The following is a 15,560-nucleotide window of genomic DNA, read 5'->3' as shown; positions in this document are numbered from 1 at the left end:
ATATGGATCAAGAAACGCATTTTGGCTTCAAGACGGTGGCCGAGAGTGAAAAGGCCGGCAAGGTAGCCGAGGTTTTCCACTCTGTCGCCAAGAAGTACGACGTGATGAACGACCTGATGTCCGGTGGCCTGCATCGCGTGTGGAAGCATTTCACCCTCACCACCTCCGGCGTGAAACCCGGTGACAAGGTGCTGGACATCGCCGGTGGCACCGGCGACCTGGCGCGCGGCTGGAGCAAGCGCGTGGGCAAGAAGGGCGAAGTGTGGCTGACCGACATCAACAGCTCCATGCTGACCGTGGGGCGTGACCGTCTGCTTGACGAAGGCCTGATTCTGCCGGTATCGCTGGCCGATGCGGAAAAACTGCCGTTCCCGGACAATTATTTCGATGCGGTGTCGGTGGCCTTCGGCCTGCGCAACATGACGCACAAGGACGCAGCACTGAAAGAAATGTGCCGCGTACTCAAGCCGGGCGGCAAGCTGATGGTGCTGGAGTTTTCCAAGGTATGGAAACCGCTGTCGCCCTTCTATGACTTCTATTCCTTCAAGGCGCTGCCGGTGATGGGCAAGATGGTGGCCGGCGATGCCGACAGCTACCAGTACCTGGCCGAATCCATCCGCATGCATCCGGATCAGGAAACCCTGAAGGCCATGATGCTGGAAGCCGGTTTCGGCAAGGTGGATTACCACAACATGACTGGCGGCGTGGTGGCGCTGCATAAGGGCTACAAACTGTAAGGACACGCGCCATGGATGGCATCACCAATCTGTGGGCCTTCATGGCGGCAGGCTTGTTGCTTAACCTGACGCCCGGCCCGGACACCTTCTACATTCTGGGCCGCAGTACGGCACAGGGCAGCAAGGTGGGGCTGTTGTCGGCGCTGGGCATAGGCCTTGGCAGTCTGGGCCACACCCTGCTGGCGGCCTTTGGCCTGTCGGCGCTGCTGGCGACATCTGCCATGGCCTTTCTGGCGGTGAAGCTGCTGGGAGCCGGTTATTTGCTGTGGCTGGGGGTGAAGATGCTGCGCCGCCCCGGCAGCAGTGTCGCTGGCGATGCAGCCCGGCTGGAAGCCGCGCGTCCGGGCAAGATCCTGCGTGAAGCGTTCTTCACCAATCTGTTCAACCCCAAGGTGGCGCTGTTTTTCCTCGCCTTCCTGCCGCAGTTCGTCAAGCCGGGTGCCACCGCGCTGTCTTTTGTCATTCTGGGGCTGACCTTTGTCGCCACCGGCCTCGCCTGGTGCACCTTGCTGGCCTTGCTGTCGGCGCGGCTGGGTGACTGGCTGCGACGCAAGGGCGTGGCACAGCGGCTGGATCAGCTGTGTGGTGGCCTGTTCATCCTGCTGGGTATCAATCTCTTGTTTGCCCGCTTGAAACACTGAGCTGGCTCGGTTCCGGAGAAGACGCGATGCGCATTCAGATTGCAGTATTCAATCATCTGCTCAACCAGCAGCCCGCCGTGCGTGCCGAACTGGCAGCCCATGCCGGGCGGCGACTGGGTGTGGTGCTGGCACCGATGACAGTGCGCGGGGTGGTGACCGAAGAAGGCTGGCTGGCCGCCTGCGAGGGCGAGCCGGAAGCCACCATCCGCCTGAGTCATGCCGCGGCGCTGGCTGCTGCCAGCGGGCGCGACCCGGCGCTGAGCGATGTGGTGCTGGAAGGCGATGCCGAACTGGCCGCCGCTGTGGGCCGATTGCTGGCCCGCTTGCGCTGGGATGCCGGTGAGGATTTGTCCCGGCTGGTGGGCGATGTCGCCGCCAATCGCCTGCAGCGTGTGGCGCGTGCCTCGCTGGGCTTCAAGGGTGAGATTGCCTGGCGTTTGCTGGAAAACTGGGTGGAACACCTGCGGGAAGAAGCCCCCATGCTGGCCAGCCGTCAGTCAGTAGGTGGCTTTGTGGCCGCAGTGGATGGCCTGCGTGACGATGTAGCGCGCAGCGAAAAACGACTGGCGCGGCTGGAAGCGGCGCTGGCGCAAACCAAGGAATAAGGGCAAGCCCGTTCTCATTATGCGGATTTCGCGTTTTTTCAAGATTGTTTCCACGCTGTACCGCTATGGCCTGGATGATTTTTTCCAGGGCCATTCCCGGCTGGGCTTTGTCCACAGTTTGCTGAAACTGTGCCCGGTGCCGCGCGATGTCAGTGCACCGCTGCCTGAGCGGGTGAGGCTGGCGCTGGAGAGCCTGGGGCCGATTTTCGTCAAGTTCGGCCAGGTGCTGTCCACCCGGCGCGATTTGTTGCCGCCGGACTATGCCGACGCGCTGGCCCATTTGCAGGACCGTGTCGCCCCGTTTGACGGCGCACTGGCACGGCAGGTGATCGAACAGAGCTTCGGCCAGCCAGTAGAAAATTTGTATGTCGATTTTGAGATCACCCCGGTGGCCAGTGCCTCGGTGGCACAGGTACACAAGGCCTGGCTGAAACAGCCGGATGGCAGCCGTGGCCGCGAAGTGGCGGTGAAGGTACTGCGCCCCGGCATCCAGCCGGTGATCGAGCAGGACCTGGCCTTGATGGCCACGCTGGCCGGCTGGGTGGAACGCTTTTTCATCGACGGCAAGCGGCTGAAGCCGCGCGAGGTGGTGGCCGAGTTCGACAAATACCTGCACGACGAACTGGACATGATGCACGAGGCGGCCAATGCCTCGCAGCTGCGCCGCAACTTTACCGGTTCGGACATGCTGATCGTGCCGGAAGTGTTTTACGACTACAGCAACCGGCAGGTGCTGACGCTGGAATGGATGCACGGCACGCCGGTAGGGCAGATCGAGCGCCTGCGCGAGCAGGGCGTGGACCTGCGCAAGCTGTCGCGCTTCGGGGTGGAAATCTTCTTTACCCAGGTGTTCCGTCACGGCTTTTTCCATGCCGACATGCACCCGGGCAATATCTTTGTGGCGGAAGATGGCCGCTATATCGCGCTGGATTTCGGCATCGTCGGCAGCCTGACCGACGAGGACAAGCATTATCTGGCGGTCAACTTCCTGGCCTTCTTCAACCGTGACTACCACCGGGTGGCCACCGCGCATATCGAATCGGGCTGGGTGCCGAAAGAAACACGCGCCGAAGAGCTGGAAGCTGCGGTGCGCACGGTGTGCGAACCCATCTTTGAAAAGCCGCTGTCGCAGATTTCCTTTGGCCTGGTGCTGCTGCGCCTGTTTGAAACCAGCCGCCGCTTCAATGTGGAAATCCAGCCGCAGCTGGTATTGCTGCAGAAAACCCTGCTCAATATCGAGGGTCTGGGCCGCCAGCTGGACCCGGAGCTGGACTTGTGGGACACCGCCAAGCCCTTCCTCACCAAGTGGATGAACGAGCAGATCGGCTGGCGCGGCATGTTGCGCACGCTCAAGCAAGAGGCACCGCAATGGGCCACCACCCTGCCCACGCTGCCGCGCAAGCTGAACGAGGCCTTGTCGGCAGCCAAGAGCGATTTGCTGGTGGAGGGTTATATGCATTTGATGCGTGAGCAGAAACGGCAGAACTTCCTGCTCAGCCTGATTGCCATCCTGCTGACCGCCTTGCTGGTCAAATCCTTGCTCTAGCCCTTACGGGCCGGCAGTAAAAAAAGCACGCCTCTGGCAATCAGACGCGTGCTTTTTTCATGGCTGATGTGAAGCTGACTCAGCCGGCGATGGCGCTTTCCCTTGCGTGCAGGGCGGCCGGCACATGCAGTGGGGCGGCGGTGCGGGCGCGGATATCCGCCACGCTGACATCCGGTGCCAGCTCTTGCAGATGCAGGCCGTCTGCTTCCACCCGGATCACGCCCAGATCGGTGATGATCAGGCTGACCACCCCCACGCCGGTCAGGGGCAGGGTGCAGCGCTCCAGCAGCTTGGCTTCTTCCGTGCCGTCCTTTTTCTTGGCAGTGTGTTCCATCAGCACCACCACCCTGCCGACACCGGCCACCAGGTCCATCGCTCCGCCCATGCCTTTCACCATCTTGCCCGGAATCATCCAGTTGGCCAGGTCGCCATGCTGGCTGACCTGCATCGCGCCGAGGATGGCCAGATTGATCTTGCCGCCGCGAATCATGCCAAAGGAGTCTGCCGAGCTGAAAATGGCCGAGCCGGGCAGGGTAGTGATGGTTTGCTTGCCGGCGTTGATCAGGTCCGGATCTACCTCGTCCTCGGTCGGAAACGGGCCAATGCCCAGCAGGCCGTTTTCCGATTGCAGCCACACTTCCATGCCGTCCGGCACATGGTTGGCCACCCGCGTGGGCAGACCGATACCCAGGTTCACATAAAAGCCATCCTGCAATTCCTGTGCTGCCCGTGCAGCCATTTGTTCGCGTGTCCAGGCCATGTTCATGCCTCCGTCAGGGCGGCGGCGCGCACGGTGCGCTGCTCGATGCGTTTTTCGGGATGGGCATTCAGCACCAGTCGCTGCACGAAAATGCCGGGGGTGTGGATGGCGTCAGGGTCCAGCATGCCGTTTTCGACAATTTCTTCCACTTCGGCCACGGTGATGCGTCCGGCCATCGCCACATTCGGGTTGAAATTGCGCGCGGTGCGGCGGTAAACCAGGTTCCCGGCCCGGTCGGCCTTCCAGGCCTTGACCAGGGCAATGTCGGCAAACAGGGCTTGTTCCAGAATGTGCGGGTGGCCGTTGAATTCACGCACTTCCTTGCCTTCGGCCACCAGCGTGCCGTAGCCGGTGCGGGTGAAGAAGGCCGGAATACCGCTGCCGCCGGCGCGCAGTTTTTCTGCCAGCGTGCCTTGCGGGGTGAATTCCAGCTCCAGTTCGCCGCTCAGGTACTGGCGTTCGAATTCCTTGTTCTCTCCGACATAGGACGACACCATCTTGCGGATTTGCCGGGTTTGCAGCAGCAGGCCCAGGCCAAAGCCGTCCACCCCGGCATTATTGGAAATGGCGGTGAGATTGCGCACGCCGCTGTCGCGCAGTGCAGTGATCAGCGCTTCGGGAATGCCGCACAGGCCGAAGCCGCCCACGGCAATGGTCTGGCCGTCGGCCACAATGTCCGCCAGTGCGCTGGCGGCATCCGGGTAAAGCTTGTTCATCGTATTGTCCTTGCTTTGCTTATTGGGCAGTCCAGCCGCCATCCATGGCCCAGGCGGCACCGCGTACCTCATCGCCAGCCGGGCTGCATAAAAACACCGCCAGTGCGCCCAGTTGCGCCGGGGTGACAAACTGGCCTGAGGGTTGTTTTTCGGCCAGCAAATCGTGCTGGGCCTGCTGCGGGCTGATGCCTTGTGCGCTGGCGCGGTCGGCAATCTGCTGTGCCACCAGCGGGGTGAGCACCCAGCCGGGACAAATGGCATTGCAGGTGACCGGGCTGTGGGCAGTTTCCAGTGCCACGGTCTTGGTGAGGCCCAGCACGCCATGCTTGGCTGCCACATAGGCCGACTTGCCGCTGGAAGCCACCAGCCCGTGGGTGGAGGCGATATTGATGATGCGACCCCAGCCGCGCTGGCGCATCAGCGGCAGCAGCAGGCGGCTGGTATGGAATACCGCGCTCAGGTTGATGGCCAGCACCTTGTCCCACTGGGCGGGCGGAAAGGCTTCGATGGGGGCCACATGCTGGATGCCGGCATTGTTCACCAGAATGTCCACGCCGCCGGTTTCGTGCGCGGCAAAGGCGCACAGCGCGTCAATCTGGGCCGGGTCGGACAAATCGGCCGGATGATGCCAGGCCTGCACGCCGGTGGCGCGGATGTGGGCCAGCGCGGCCTCAACATCGCCAAAGCCGTTGAGCACGATATCGGCCCCCGCTTCGGCCAGTGCCAGGGCAATGCCCAGACCGATGCCGCTGGTGGAGCCGGTAACCAGCGCAGTTTTGCCTGCCAGTGTTGTCATGTTGATGGTCCTGTCTGGCCCTGCGCAGCGCAGGGCCGGTGGATGGGATTGCCGGTTGGAATCAGACCAGCCCGGTGAGGTAGAAAACGGTAATCACAAAGAACACGGCCAGTGTCTTGATCAGGGTGACGGCAAAGATGTCGCGGTAAGCCTCGCGGTGGGTGAGGCCGGTGACCGCCAGCAGGGTGATGACCGCGCCGTTATGCGGCAGCGTGTCCATGCCGCCACTGGCCATGGCCACCACCCGGTGCAGTACTTCCAGCGGAATGCCCGCCGCCTGGCAGGCGCTGATGAACTGTTCGCCCATCGCCGCCAGCGCAATGCTCATGCCGCCGGAAGCCGAGCCGGTCACACCGGCCAGCGTGCTGACCGTGACCGCGGCATTCACCAGCGGGTTGGGGATGCTCTGCAAGGCATGACCAATCACCATGAAGCCGGGCAGGGCGGCAATCACCGCACCAAAGCCGTATTCCGAGGCGGTGTTCATGGCGGCCAGCATGGCACCGGCAATCGCTCCCTTGCTGCCTTCGGCAAAGCGCTCCTTGATGGCGGGCCAGGCGGTGAGGGCGACAAAGGCAATGCCCAGCAGCAAGGCGGCTTCCACCGACCAGATGGCGGTGACGGTGGAAATCTGGGTGGTGACCGGCTTGGCCATGCCGGCCAGATGCAGTTCGTGACTGCTGCCGTACCAGGCGGGAATCCAGCGGGTAAAGGCAAAGTTGCTGATGCCGATCAGCAGCAGCGGGGCAATGGCCAGCCAGGGCGAGGGCAGGCTGCTGGTGTCGATGTGTTCCGGCTCGTTGCGCAAATCGGTGCCATAGCCTTCGCCCTTGGCCATCAGGCTGCGGCGGCGCCATTCCAGATAAGCCAGCCCCACCAGGGTGATGAACACCGCACCGCAAATACCCAGTGCCGGGGCCGCCCAGGCGGTGGTCTTGAAAAAGGTGGTGGGGATGATGTTCTGGATTTGCGGCGTGCCGGGCAGGGCGTCCATGGTGAAGGAAAACGCGCCCAGGGCCACGGTGCCGGGAATCAGCCGCTTGGGGATATTGCTCTGGCGGAACAGTTCGGCGGCAAAGGGGTAGACGGCAAACACCACCACGAACAGCGATACCCCGCCATAGGTCAGCAGTGCACATACCGCCACGATCACGGCGATGGCGCGTTTCTCGCCAATGAAGCGGATGACGGCAGCGACGATGGATTTGGAAAAGCCGGACATCTCCACCAGCTTGCCGAATACCGAACCCAGCAAGAACACCGGGAAGTACAGCTTGATGAAGCCCACCATCTTGTCCATGAACAGTCCGCTGAAGGCGGGTGCCACAGCGGAGGGGTCGGTCAGCAGCACTGCGCCCAGGGCGGCCAGTGGTGCCATCAGGATGACGCTGTAGCCGCGATAAGCGGCCAGCATCAGGAAGAACAGGGCCAGCAAGACCACGATAAAACTCATGGTGTTTCTCCTCAATCATTGTTGTATGGCCTGTGCAAGACCGGACGATCATGGGGTTGCCCCATGTCGGTGCGTTGATATTGCAGGAAGCGTGCCAGATTTGCTGTTTGTTTTAAATCAATGACTTGCCGTGATTTCAGGGCGGGAGGCTGGCTTGTTGTCTCGATTTGGAGACGAGCTGAACGGTACTGCACGGCGAGAAAGCCTTGTGGCAGCAGGAAAAGCGGGGAAGTCTCGATTTGTAGACGCCGTCTCTGTTTGGAGACGGCTAGCGGGAATGGTCGGGTTGCGTTTCAGAAATCACTTGGGTTGATGCCCAGTGCAGCCAGCTTTTTGTACAAGGTGGCGCGGCCCATGCCCAATTGCCGCGCGGCGCTGGGCACATGGCCCTGACAGGCTTGCAAGGCCTGGCGTAGCAACTGGGCCTCATAGTGGGCCATTTGCTGCTGGTAGCTGGCACCGACCGGGGCAGCAGCAGTGCTCGGCTTGCCCAGCAGGGCGTTGATGTCTTCTTCGTCCAGCAGGCTGCCGCGCCCCAGCATGCTGGCACGTTCCAGGATATTGCGCAGTTCGCGCACATTGCCGGGCCAGTGATAGGCGGCCAGCCTTTGCAGGGCGGCATGGCTGATCTGCTGGCGCGCCACATGGCCGTGCCGCGCCAGCTGGGCGAGCAGCGACTCGGCCAGTTCCGGCAGGTCTTGCAAATGGGCGCGCAAGGGCGGCAGCTGGATGGTGAGTACGTTCAGCCGATAGTAAAGATCGGCACGGAAGCTGCCGGCAGCCACTTTTTCTTCCAGCCGGGCCGAGGTGGCGGCAATGATGCGGATGTCCGCCCTCAGCACGCGGTTGGCACCCAGCTGTTCGAATTCCTTGTCCTGCAGCACGCGCAGCAGCTTGGCTTGCAGGCTGGCTGGCATGTCGCCTATTTCATCCAGAAACAGCGTTCCTCCATCGGCCAGTTGCAGCTTGCCGATGCGGCCTTTCTTGTCCGCGCCGGTATAGGCATTGGGGCTGGCACCAAACAGCTCGGCTTCCAGCAGGGTGTCGGGAATGGCCGCCATATTGAGGCTGACCAAGGGCTTGCCGGCACGGGGCGAGGCTGCATGAATGGCATGCGCCAGCACCTCTTTGCCGGTGCCGGTTTCGCCCAGCAGCAATACCGCACCTTCCAGCGGGGCGGCCAGCATGGCCTGACGCCGGACTTCGCTGATCTGGCTGCTGTGGCCGACAAAATCGTCAAAACTGTATTTGGCACGCCGCGCCTGCGCCAATGATTCGCGCGTGGCCGCCAGTTCCTCGCCCAGCCGGGCAAACTTGGCCACCAGCGGTGCCAGTGATTGGATCTGGTCGAACAGGGCAAAGCCCACCGCTCCGATGATCTTGCCCTGGCCATCCTTCAGCGGCAGCCGCATCACCACCAGCTGGTCCTTGCCGGTGGGCATGATGTCCAGCAGCATCGGCACGCCGGTTCTCAGCACTTCGCGCATCTGGCTGTTGGGAATCACGTGTTCCACCGGCTGGCCCAGCGCGGCGGCCGGGTCGGCAAAGCCAAAGCGCTCGGCATAACGGGCATTGATCCAGATGATGCGCGCCTGATCGTCCACGATGACCGTGCCCTGATAGCTGTCGTCCATGTGCTGGAACAGCGACTGCATTGCCCATTGGCGTACATGATCGTAGTCGGCCAGTGCGGTGGGAGTGTGGGACACGGGTCATCCTCGGGCGAGTGCAAGTCAGCCAGATTACCATGCCTGCATGTTGTGCTGGCGCGGTGCCAATAAGCCTTGCAATGATATATAAAAATATATAATATTAATTTGTAACTTATTGGGAGAGCAAAATGAGCCACGATTACACCGCACTGGCACAAGACTTGGGCAGCAAGCTGGCTGAATTCCGTCGCGAAATTCCTGACACCATGAAAGGCTTCGGCCAGATGAGCCGCGCCGCCCATACCGAGGGTGCGCTATCCAACAAGACCAAGGAGCTGATTGCGCTGGCCATCGGCATTGCCAGTCGTTGTCAGGGCTGTCTGGCCTTCCACAGCAAGGCGCTGGTGGAGCTGGGCTGTACCCGGGCGGAATTCATGGAAATGCTGCAAGTGGCGGTATACATGGGCGGTGGCCCGTCCTTGATGACGGCTGCCGAAGCCTTGCAGGCGTTTGAAGAGTTTGGCGGCGAGAAAACTGCGGCTGCCTGAATCCAGCTGCTTGCCAGATACAAGCAAAAGCCCCGCATGACAGCAATGCGGGGCTTCGTTTATGGCAGGACCGGTTCAGATGGCCAGAATGGCGGCAATCACCCGGCGGTCTTCCGCCATCAGGATATTGAAGGTGCGGCAGGCGGCCTGGGTGTCCATCACATCCACGCCGATACCGGCATTGGTCAGGGCTGCCATCAGTTTGGGGTGGAAAAAGCGCAGGCTGGCGCCGGAGCCGAACAGTACCACCTCCGGCTGCATCTCCAGCAGCATGCTGAAATGCTGTTCCGTCAGGCTGGCAAAATCGGCCACGCCCCAGGGCTGCACGCTGTCCGGGGTGACAATCAGGTTGCCGTCATGGCGTTCGGCATTGATCAGCACATGGCCTTCGCCGTAGCCGGTAAACAGGTTTTTGCCCAGTCCCAGGGCCTGATGCATTTTCATGGAGTGGATTTCCCGCAAGGAATAAAAATCAGCACGCAGCGCTGTTGCAGCCATGCCGGTATGGCGCGCACGTCGTCATGCAGTGCAACACGGATTGGGATAGGATTATACCCTGACCAGCCGCCAAGGTACGCTTTGCCCGTGGCCGGGACAGACAAGGGACTCCAATGAAAGACAACAAGCCGCGCCGCCGCCAGCACACCGCCAAAGCCGGGGCGCGGTCCGTGACGGAAAAACAGGCCACCATGCAGCCAGTACACAAATCGCAGAAGCTCGCCAATGTCTGCTACGACATCCGTGGCCCGGTGCTTGAGCATGCCAAGAAGATGGAAGACGAAGGCCATCGCATCATCAAGCTGAATATCGGCAACCCGGCGCCGTTCGGTTTCTTTGCGCCGGATGAAATCATCGAAGACGTCATCGTCAACCTGCCATCCGCTTCCGGATATTCCGATTCCAAAGGCCTGTTTGCCGCGCGCAAGGCCATCATGCATTACGCGCAGGAAAAACACCTGCCCAATGTCAGCATGGACGACATCATCATCGGCAACGGCGTGTCCGAGCTGATCGTGATGGCCATGCAGGCGCTGCTGGACAATGGTGATGAAGTACTGGTGCCCGCGCCGGACTACCCGCTGTGGACGGCTGCAGTCAGCCTGGCCGGTGGCAAGGCGCTGCACTATGTCTGTGACGAAGAGCAGGGCTGGTTCCCCAGCATCGATGACATCCGCGCCAAGATCACCCCCAATACCCGCGCCATTGTGGTGATCAACCCCAACAATCCTACCGGCGCCGTGTATCCGCCGGCGCTGTTGCAGCAGATTGTCGATCTGGCGCGCCAGCACCAGCTGATCATCTACGCCGATGAAATCTACGACAAGGTGCTGTACGACGAAGTCAAGCACACCTCCATCGCCTCGCTGGCGCCGGACCTGCTGGTGGTTACTTTCAATGGCTTGTCCAAGAACTATCGCGCCTGTGGCTACCGCGCCGGCTGGATGATTCTGTGCGGCGAGAAAAAACACGCGCGCGACTATATTGAAGGCCTGAACATGCTGGCCTCCATGCGCCTGTGTGCCAACGTGCCGGCGCAGTTTGCCATCCAGACCGCCCTGGGCGGTTACCAGAGCATCGACGACCTGGTGGCGCCAAGTGGCCGTCTGGCCCGCCAGCGCGACCTGGCGCACAAGCTGCTCACCGATATTCCGGGTGTGACTTGCGTCAAGCCGCAAGGGGCCTTGTACCTGTTCCCGCGCTTGGACCCGAAAATCTACCCCATCAGCGACGACCAGCAGTTCATCCTGGAACTCTTGCAGGAAGAAAAAGTGTTGCTGGTGCAGGGCAGCGGGTTTAACTGGATTGCGCCGGATCACTTCCGCGTGGTATTCCTTCCTAACTCGGATGACCTGATCGAAGCGATAGGCCGCATTGCCCGATTCCTGGCGCGTTACCGCCAGCGTCACGGCACCGCCTGATGCGCTATCCAGCCGACGGATACACATCCGTCGGCTGGGTTTTTCAGACTGAAGACCTCCTGGCAAGCCGGCTAGCGCCGTTTTGCCAAGAGGCCGTCGGCCCGGGACAAAACACTAGAGACAGACATGGAGAATGTTATGAAGCCGATCAATATTGGCCTGATGGGAGTGGGGACAGTCGGTGGCGGTACCGCCACCGTACTCAAGCGTAACGCCGAGGAAATCAGCCGCCGCGCCGGTCGCCCCATCCGTGTATGCATGGCCGCCAACCGCGATGTGGCCCGCGCCCGCGAAGTGCTGGGCGAAGGCGTGCCGGTGGTGGATGACGCCATGCTGGTGGTCAACAATCCGGAAGTCGACATCGTGGTCGAACTGATCGGTGGCGACACCATCGCCAAGGAGCTGGTGCTCAAGGCCATCGAAAACGGCAAGCACGTAGTGACCGCCAACAAGAAGCTGCTGGCCGTGCATGGCAATGAAATCTTTGCCCGCGCCCAGGAAAAGGGCGTGATGGTGGCCTTCGAAGCTGCAGTTGCCGGTGGCATTCCCATCATCAAGGCGCTGCGTGAAGGCCTGTCGGCCAACCGCATCGAATGGATCGCCGGCATCATCAACGGCACTTCCAACTTCATCCTGACCGAAATGCGCGACAAGGGTGCCAGCTTTGCTGACGTACTGGCCGAGGCGCAGCGCCTGGGCTATGCCGAAGCCGACCCCACCTTCGACATCGAAGGCCACGACGCCGGTCACAAGCTCACCATCATGGCCGCGCTGGCCTTTGGTATCCCGATGCAGTTTGACAGCTGCTATCTGGAAGGCATCAGCAAGCTGGATGGCCGCGACATCAAGTACGCCGAAGAACTGGGCTACCGCGTCAAGCTGCTGGGCTTTACCCGCCGCACCGATGCCGGTGTGGAATTGCGCGTGCACCCGACCCTGATTCCGGAAAGCCAGCTGATCGCCAACGTCAACGGCGTGATGAACGCGGTGCTGGCCAAGGGCGATGCCATCGGCCAGACCCTGCACTACGGTGCCGGTGCAGGCGCGCTGCCGACAGCTTCTGCCGTGGTGGCCGACATTGTCGACGTGACCCGTCTGCTGACCGCCGACCCGGAACATCGCGTGCCACATCTGGCCTTCCAGCCGGACCAGCTGAAAAACCTGCCCATCCTGCCGATTGATGATGTGTACAGCTCCTACTACCTGCGTATCGGTGCTGCCGACCGTGCTGGTGTGTTGGCCAATATCACCGGCCTGCTGGCAGAAAACGGTATTTCCATCGAGGCGCTGATCCAGAAGGGTTCGGCCAGCGAGGGCAATGCCGAAGTGGTGATCCTCACCCATCGTGTGCAGGAACGCGCCATCAATGCAGCCATCGCCGCCATCGAAGCGCTGGAAAGCGTATCGGGCAAGGTGGTGCGCCTGCGCATGGAAGAACTCAACGACTAAAGCAGTTGCCATCCCCGCGCCTGGGCGCGGGGTGGTGACAGGATGGCTGCAAATGGCAAGGTACTGGATGAATGGAGTGGGCATGGCCTGTGCGCTGACTGCATCGGCCCTGCACGCAACACCACTGACACCGGGTCAGCATAATCTGCTGCAGGGTTTCCTGATGCGCAGCTGTATCAAGCGCACGCCGGCATCGGATGGTGCCAGCGAGCGCTCGGATGTCCAGATCCAGAAGTACTGCCAGTGTGCCAGCGAGCATCTGGCCAATACCTTCAGCTCGGAAGAAGTCATGGGCGTGCTGACCGGGCAAATCCGCAAGGACGACCCGCGCGGTAAAAAGCGTCTGGCCGAAGCTTCCGCTGCTTGCAGTCATCATCTGGAGGCCAGTGCCGCCGATTGATGCTCATCTGTCCGCGGCCATCCTTCTTGCAACGTCTTCTGCATTCGTACAGGTTGAATCACATCACATGAAGTACATCAGCACACGTGGCGGCATGCAGCCGCAAAGTTTCAGCGACATCCTGCTCATGGGTCTGGCTCCCGATGGTGGCCTGGCGCTGCCGGAAAGCTACCCGCAGATCAGCCGCAGCCAGCTGGATGCCTGGCGCGGTCTGTCCTATGCCGAACTGGCGTTTGAAATCATCCGCCTGTTCGCCACCGATATTCCCGAGGCCGACCTCAAGGACATCGTCAGCCGCACTTACACCGCAGCCGTGTTTGGCAGCGAAGCCATCACCCCGGTCAAGCGCCTGTCCGATGGCCTGGTGATTCTGGAGCTGTCCAATGGCCCGACGCTGGCCTTCAAGGACATGGCCATGCAGTTGCTGGGTAATCTGTTCGAATACGTGCTGGGCAAAAAAGGCCAGTCGCTGAACATTCTGGGTGCCACCTCCGGGGACACCGGCAGCGCTGCCGAATATGCGATGCGCGGCAAGCAGGGCATCAGCGTGTTCATGCTCAGCCCGGATGGCCTGATGAGCCCCTTCCAGCGCGCGCAGATGTTCAGCCTGCAGGATGCCAACATCCACAACATCGCCATCAAGGGCATGTTCGATGACTGTCAGGACATCGTGAAAGCGGTGCAGAACGACCACGCTTTCAAGGCCAAGTACCAGATCGGCACCGTCAACTCCATCAACTGGGCACGCGTGGTGGCGCAGGTGGTGTATTACTTCAAGGGTTATTTCAACGCCACCAGCAGCAATGACGAACAAGTCAGCTTCTGCGTGCCGTCGGGTAACTTCGGCAATGTCTGCGCCGGTCATATCGCGCGCCAGATGGGCCTGCCGGTGCAGCGCCTGATCGTGGCCACCAATGAAAACGACGTACTGGACGAATTCTTCCGCACCGGTGCTTACCGCCCGCGCGGCACAGCCAATACCTATGTCACCTCCAGCCCGTCCATGGATATTTCCAAGGCCTCCAACTTCGAGCGTTTCGTGTTCGATCTGGTCGGTCGTGACGGTGCTGCCGTGAAGGCATTGTGGGCCGATGTGGATGCCGGCAAGGGCTTTGATCTGTCGGCCAGACTGGCCGAGGCGGCGGATAAGTTCGGTTTTGTATCCGGCAAGAGCAGCCATGCCGATCGTCTGGCCACCATCCGTGCGGTGGACGCGACCGATGGCGTGGTAGTGGATACGCACACCGCCGATGGCATCAAGGTGGCACGCGAGCTGCGTCTGCCGGGTGAAACCGTTGTCTGCCTGGAAACCGCGCTGCCGGCCAAGTTTGCCGACACCATCCGCGAAGCGCTGGATCGTGACCCGCCGCGCCCCGCCGGCTTTGATGGTCTGGAAGACCTGCCGCAAAAAGTGGTGGTATTCGATGCCGATGCCGCCAAGGTCAAGGCATTTGTCGAACAGACACTGGCGCAGTAAGCGCTGGTGTTGTTGAAAAAACAGGCCCGTGTGGCCTGTTTTTTTATCTGGAGCAGCAACTGTCGGCGGATTTCTCACTCAGAAAGCTGTGCTTGCAAGGCCGTCCCGCCTGGCAATCACCGCATGGGCCGGTAGCGATACGCAGGCAGGATCGTAGCGGATACAATGGCAGGATGAAATTCTCCCCTCTGATGTTGGCCTGGCTGCTGCCCGGCCTTGTGCAGGCAGCCGCCAGCCAGGATATGGCCGCGCTGGAAAAACTGGCCGACCGTTTCATGCAGCAGGAAATGGCCTCGCGTCAGGCCAGCTACAAGCTGGGCAAACTGGACCGGCGACTGGTATTGCCTGCCTGTGCATCGCCACGGGTGGACTGGTCCAATGCGGCGCAGACCACGGGCAACACGGCTTTGGTGATTGTCTGTCCGGATAGCGGATGGAGCATACGCCTGCCAGTCAGCATCAACGAAAGGCAACTGGGCGTGGTACTGACCCGCTCGGTGAGCGCCGGTGAAGTGTTGCAGGAAGGGGATGTCAAACTGGTGGAGGTGGCCAATCCGGCCATGGCGCGCAATGTGCTGACCAGTCCGGCTCTGGCGATTGGCCAGACCATGCGCAGTGGTGCACCTGCCGGCAGTTGGCTGCGCAGCTTCATGGTTCATGCCCCTTATGCCATTCGTGCCGGCCAGCCGGTCAAGGTGGTGGCGGGGGGAGACGGCTTTAGCGTGTTGTCAGAAGGCATTGCCAATAACAATGCTGCGGTTGGTGATGCGGTGTCGGTGCGGCTGTCCAGCGGGCGTGTGGTGCGCGGCATGGTGCAGCCGGATGGCAGCGTCAGTCTGAGTTACTGATAAATATTTCAAG

General features: G+C 61.3%; 16 protein-coding genes. 10 read left to right on the top strand and 6 right to left on the bottom strand.

Annotated features, from left to right (window positions below; all coding sequences use genetic code 11):
- Positions 1 to 2: 2 nt before the first annotated feature.
- From ubiE to ubiB, 4 genes are read left to right on the top strand one after another with little or no spacing between them, the layout of a single operon-like run.
- The gene (ubiE, locus tag DKK66_RS03960; RefSeq protein ID WP_045845476.1) at positions 3 to 737 is read left to right on the top strand and encodes a bifunctional demethylmenaquinone methyltransferase/2-methoxy-6-polyprenyl-1,4-benzoquinol methylase UbiE; all 735 of its coding nucleotides are present in this window, start codon (positions 3 to 5) and stop codon (positions 735 to 737) included.
- An 11-nt stretch (positions 738 to 748) separates the two neighbouring features.
- Positions 749 to 1,378 carry a LysE family translocator gene (locus tag DKK66_RS03955; RefSeq protein WP_131355697.1) on the top strand — a complete coding sequence of 210 codons (630 nt, stop codon included), beginning with the start codon at positions 749 to 751 and terminating at the stop codon, positions 1,376 to 1,378.
- 26 nt (positions 1,379 to 1,404) lie between these two features.
- Entirely contained in the window at positions 1,405 to 1,983 is a 579-nt protein-coding gene (locus DKK66_RS03950; protein ID WP_131355694.1) for an SCP2 domain-containing protein, read from the top strand.
- Positions 1,984 to 2,002: 19 nt separating this feature from the next.
- Positions 2,003 to 3,529 carry a ubiquinone biosynthesis regulatory protein kinase UbiB gene (gene ubiB / locus DKK66_RS03945; protein ID WP_045845479.1) on the top strand — a complete coding sequence of 509 codons (1,527 nt, stop codon included), beginning with the start codon at positions 2,003 to 2,005 and terminating at the stop codon, positions 3,527 to 3,529.
- 79 nt (positions 3,530 to 3,608) lie between these two features.
- Here ubiB and DKK66_RS03940 read toward each other — a convergent pair whose 3' ends face one another.
- The 5 genes from DKK66_RS03940 to DKK66_RS03920 all read right to left on the bottom strand — a co-directional run bounded on the left by DKK66_RS03940 (position 3,609) and on the right by DKK66_RS03920 (position 8,963).
- Positions 3,609 to 4,289, bottom strand: coding sequence for a CoA transferase subunit B (locus tag DKK66_RS03940; protein WP_131355692.1), 681 nt, complete (start codon positions 4,287 to 4,289; stop codon positions 3,609 to 3,611).
- A 2-nt stretch (positions 4,290 to 4,291) separates the two neighbouring features.
- Positions 4,292 to 5,005: a CoA transferase subunit A gene (locus tag DKK66_RS03935; protein WP_045845717.1), complete on the bottom strand. Its 714-nt coding sequence runs from the start codon at positions 5,003 to 5,005 to the stop codon at positions 4,292 to 4,294.
- Between the two features lie 19 nt (positions 5,006 to 5,024).
- Positions 5,025 to 5,801, bottom strand: coding sequence for a 3-hydroxybutyrate dehydrogenase (locus DKK66_RS03930; protein WP_131355690.1), 777 nt, complete (start codon positions 5,799 to 5,801; stop codon positions 5,025 to 5,027).
- Positions 5,802 to 5,862: 61 nt separating this feature from the next.
- Complete coding sequence (locus tag DKK66_RS03925; RefSeq protein WP_045845482.1) at positions 5,863 to 7,254, bottom strand: GntP family permease; 1,392 nt, start codon at positions 7,252 to 7,254, stop codon at positions 5,863 to 5,865.
- Positions 7,255 to 7,547: 293 nt separating this feature from the next.
- Positions 7,548 to 8,963 (bottom strand): sigma-54-dependent Fis family transcriptional regulator, encoded by a 1,416-nt coding sequence (locus DKK66_RS03920; RefSeq protein ID WP_269429331.1) that lies wholly within the window; start codon positions 8,961 to 8,963, stop codon positions 7,548 to 7,550.
- Positions 8,964 to 9,094: 131 nt separating this feature from the next.
- Here DKK66_RS03920 and DKK66_RS03915 point away from each other — a divergent pair, with 131 nt between their 5' ends.
- Positions 9,095 to 9,454 (top strand): carboxymuconolactone decarboxylase family protein, encoded by a 360-nt coding sequence (locus DKK66_RS03915; protein WP_131355688.1) that lies wholly within the window; start codon positions 9,095 to 9,097, stop codon positions 9,452 to 9,454.
- A 75-nt stretch (positions 9,455 to 9,529) separates the two neighbouring features.
- Here the strand turns inward: DKK66_RS03915 and DKK66_RS03910 are convergent, their stop codons facing one another.
- The gene (locus DKK66_RS03910; RefSeq protein ID WP_045845718.1) at positions 9,530 to 9,898 is read right to left on the bottom strand and encodes an Mth938-like domain-containing protein; all 369 of its coding nucleotides are present in this window, start codon (positions 9,896 to 9,898) and stop codon (positions 9,530 to 9,532) included.
- 245 nt (positions 9,899 to 10,143) lie between these two features.
- Here DKK66_RS03910 and DKK66_RS03905 point away from each other — a divergent pair, with 245 nt between their 5' ends.
- The 5 genes from DKK66_RS03905 (at position 10,144) to flgA (ending at position 15,547) form a co-directional block, all read left to right on the top strand.
- Entirely contained in the window at positions 10,144 to 11,373 is a 1,230-nt protein-coding gene (locus tag DKK66_RS03905) for a pyridoxal phosphate-dependent aminotransferase (RefSeq protein ID WP_131360836.1), read from the top strand.
- 138 nt (positions 11,374 to 11,511) lie between these two features.
- Positions 11,512 to 12,822 carry a homoserine dehydrogenase gene (locus DKK66_RS03900; RefSeq protein ID WP_131355686.1) on the top strand — a complete coding sequence of 437 codons (1,311 nt, stop codon included), beginning with the start codon at positions 11,512 to 11,514 and terminating at the stop codon, positions 12,820 to 12,822.
- 52 nt (positions 12,823 to 12,874) lie between these two features.
- Positions 12,875 to 13,222: a hypothetical protein gene (locus DKK66_RS03895; protein WP_131355684.1), complete on the top strand. Its 348-nt coding sequence runs from the start codon at positions 12,875 to 12,877 to the stop codon at positions 13,220 to 13,222.
- Positions 13,223 to 13,289: 67 nt separating this feature from the next.
- A complete protein-coding gene (thrC, locus tag DKK66_RS03890; RefSeq protein ID WP_131355682.1) occupies positions 13,290 to 14,699 on the top strand; it encodes a threonine synthase in 1,410 nt (469 codons plus the stop codon).
- A 173-nt stretch (positions 14,700 to 14,872) separates the two neighbouring features.
- Positions 14,873 to 15,547, top strand: a complete 675-nt coding sequence (gene flgA / locus DKK66_RS03885; RefSeq protein WP_242673565.1) for a flagellar basal body P-ring formation chaperone FlgA — start codon at positions 14,873 to 14,875, stop codon at positions 15,545 to 15,547.
- Positions 15,548 to 15,560 lie beyond the last annotated feature (13 nt).

It is taken from the genome of Aquitalea sp. USM4, assembly GCF_004328945.1.
GTDB classification, from domain to species: Bacteria; Pseudomonadota; Gammaproteobacteria; order Burkholderiales; family Chromobacteriaceae; genus Aquitalea; species Aquitalea pelogenes.
This window is presented reverse-complemented; position numbering and strand designations above follow the sequence as displayed.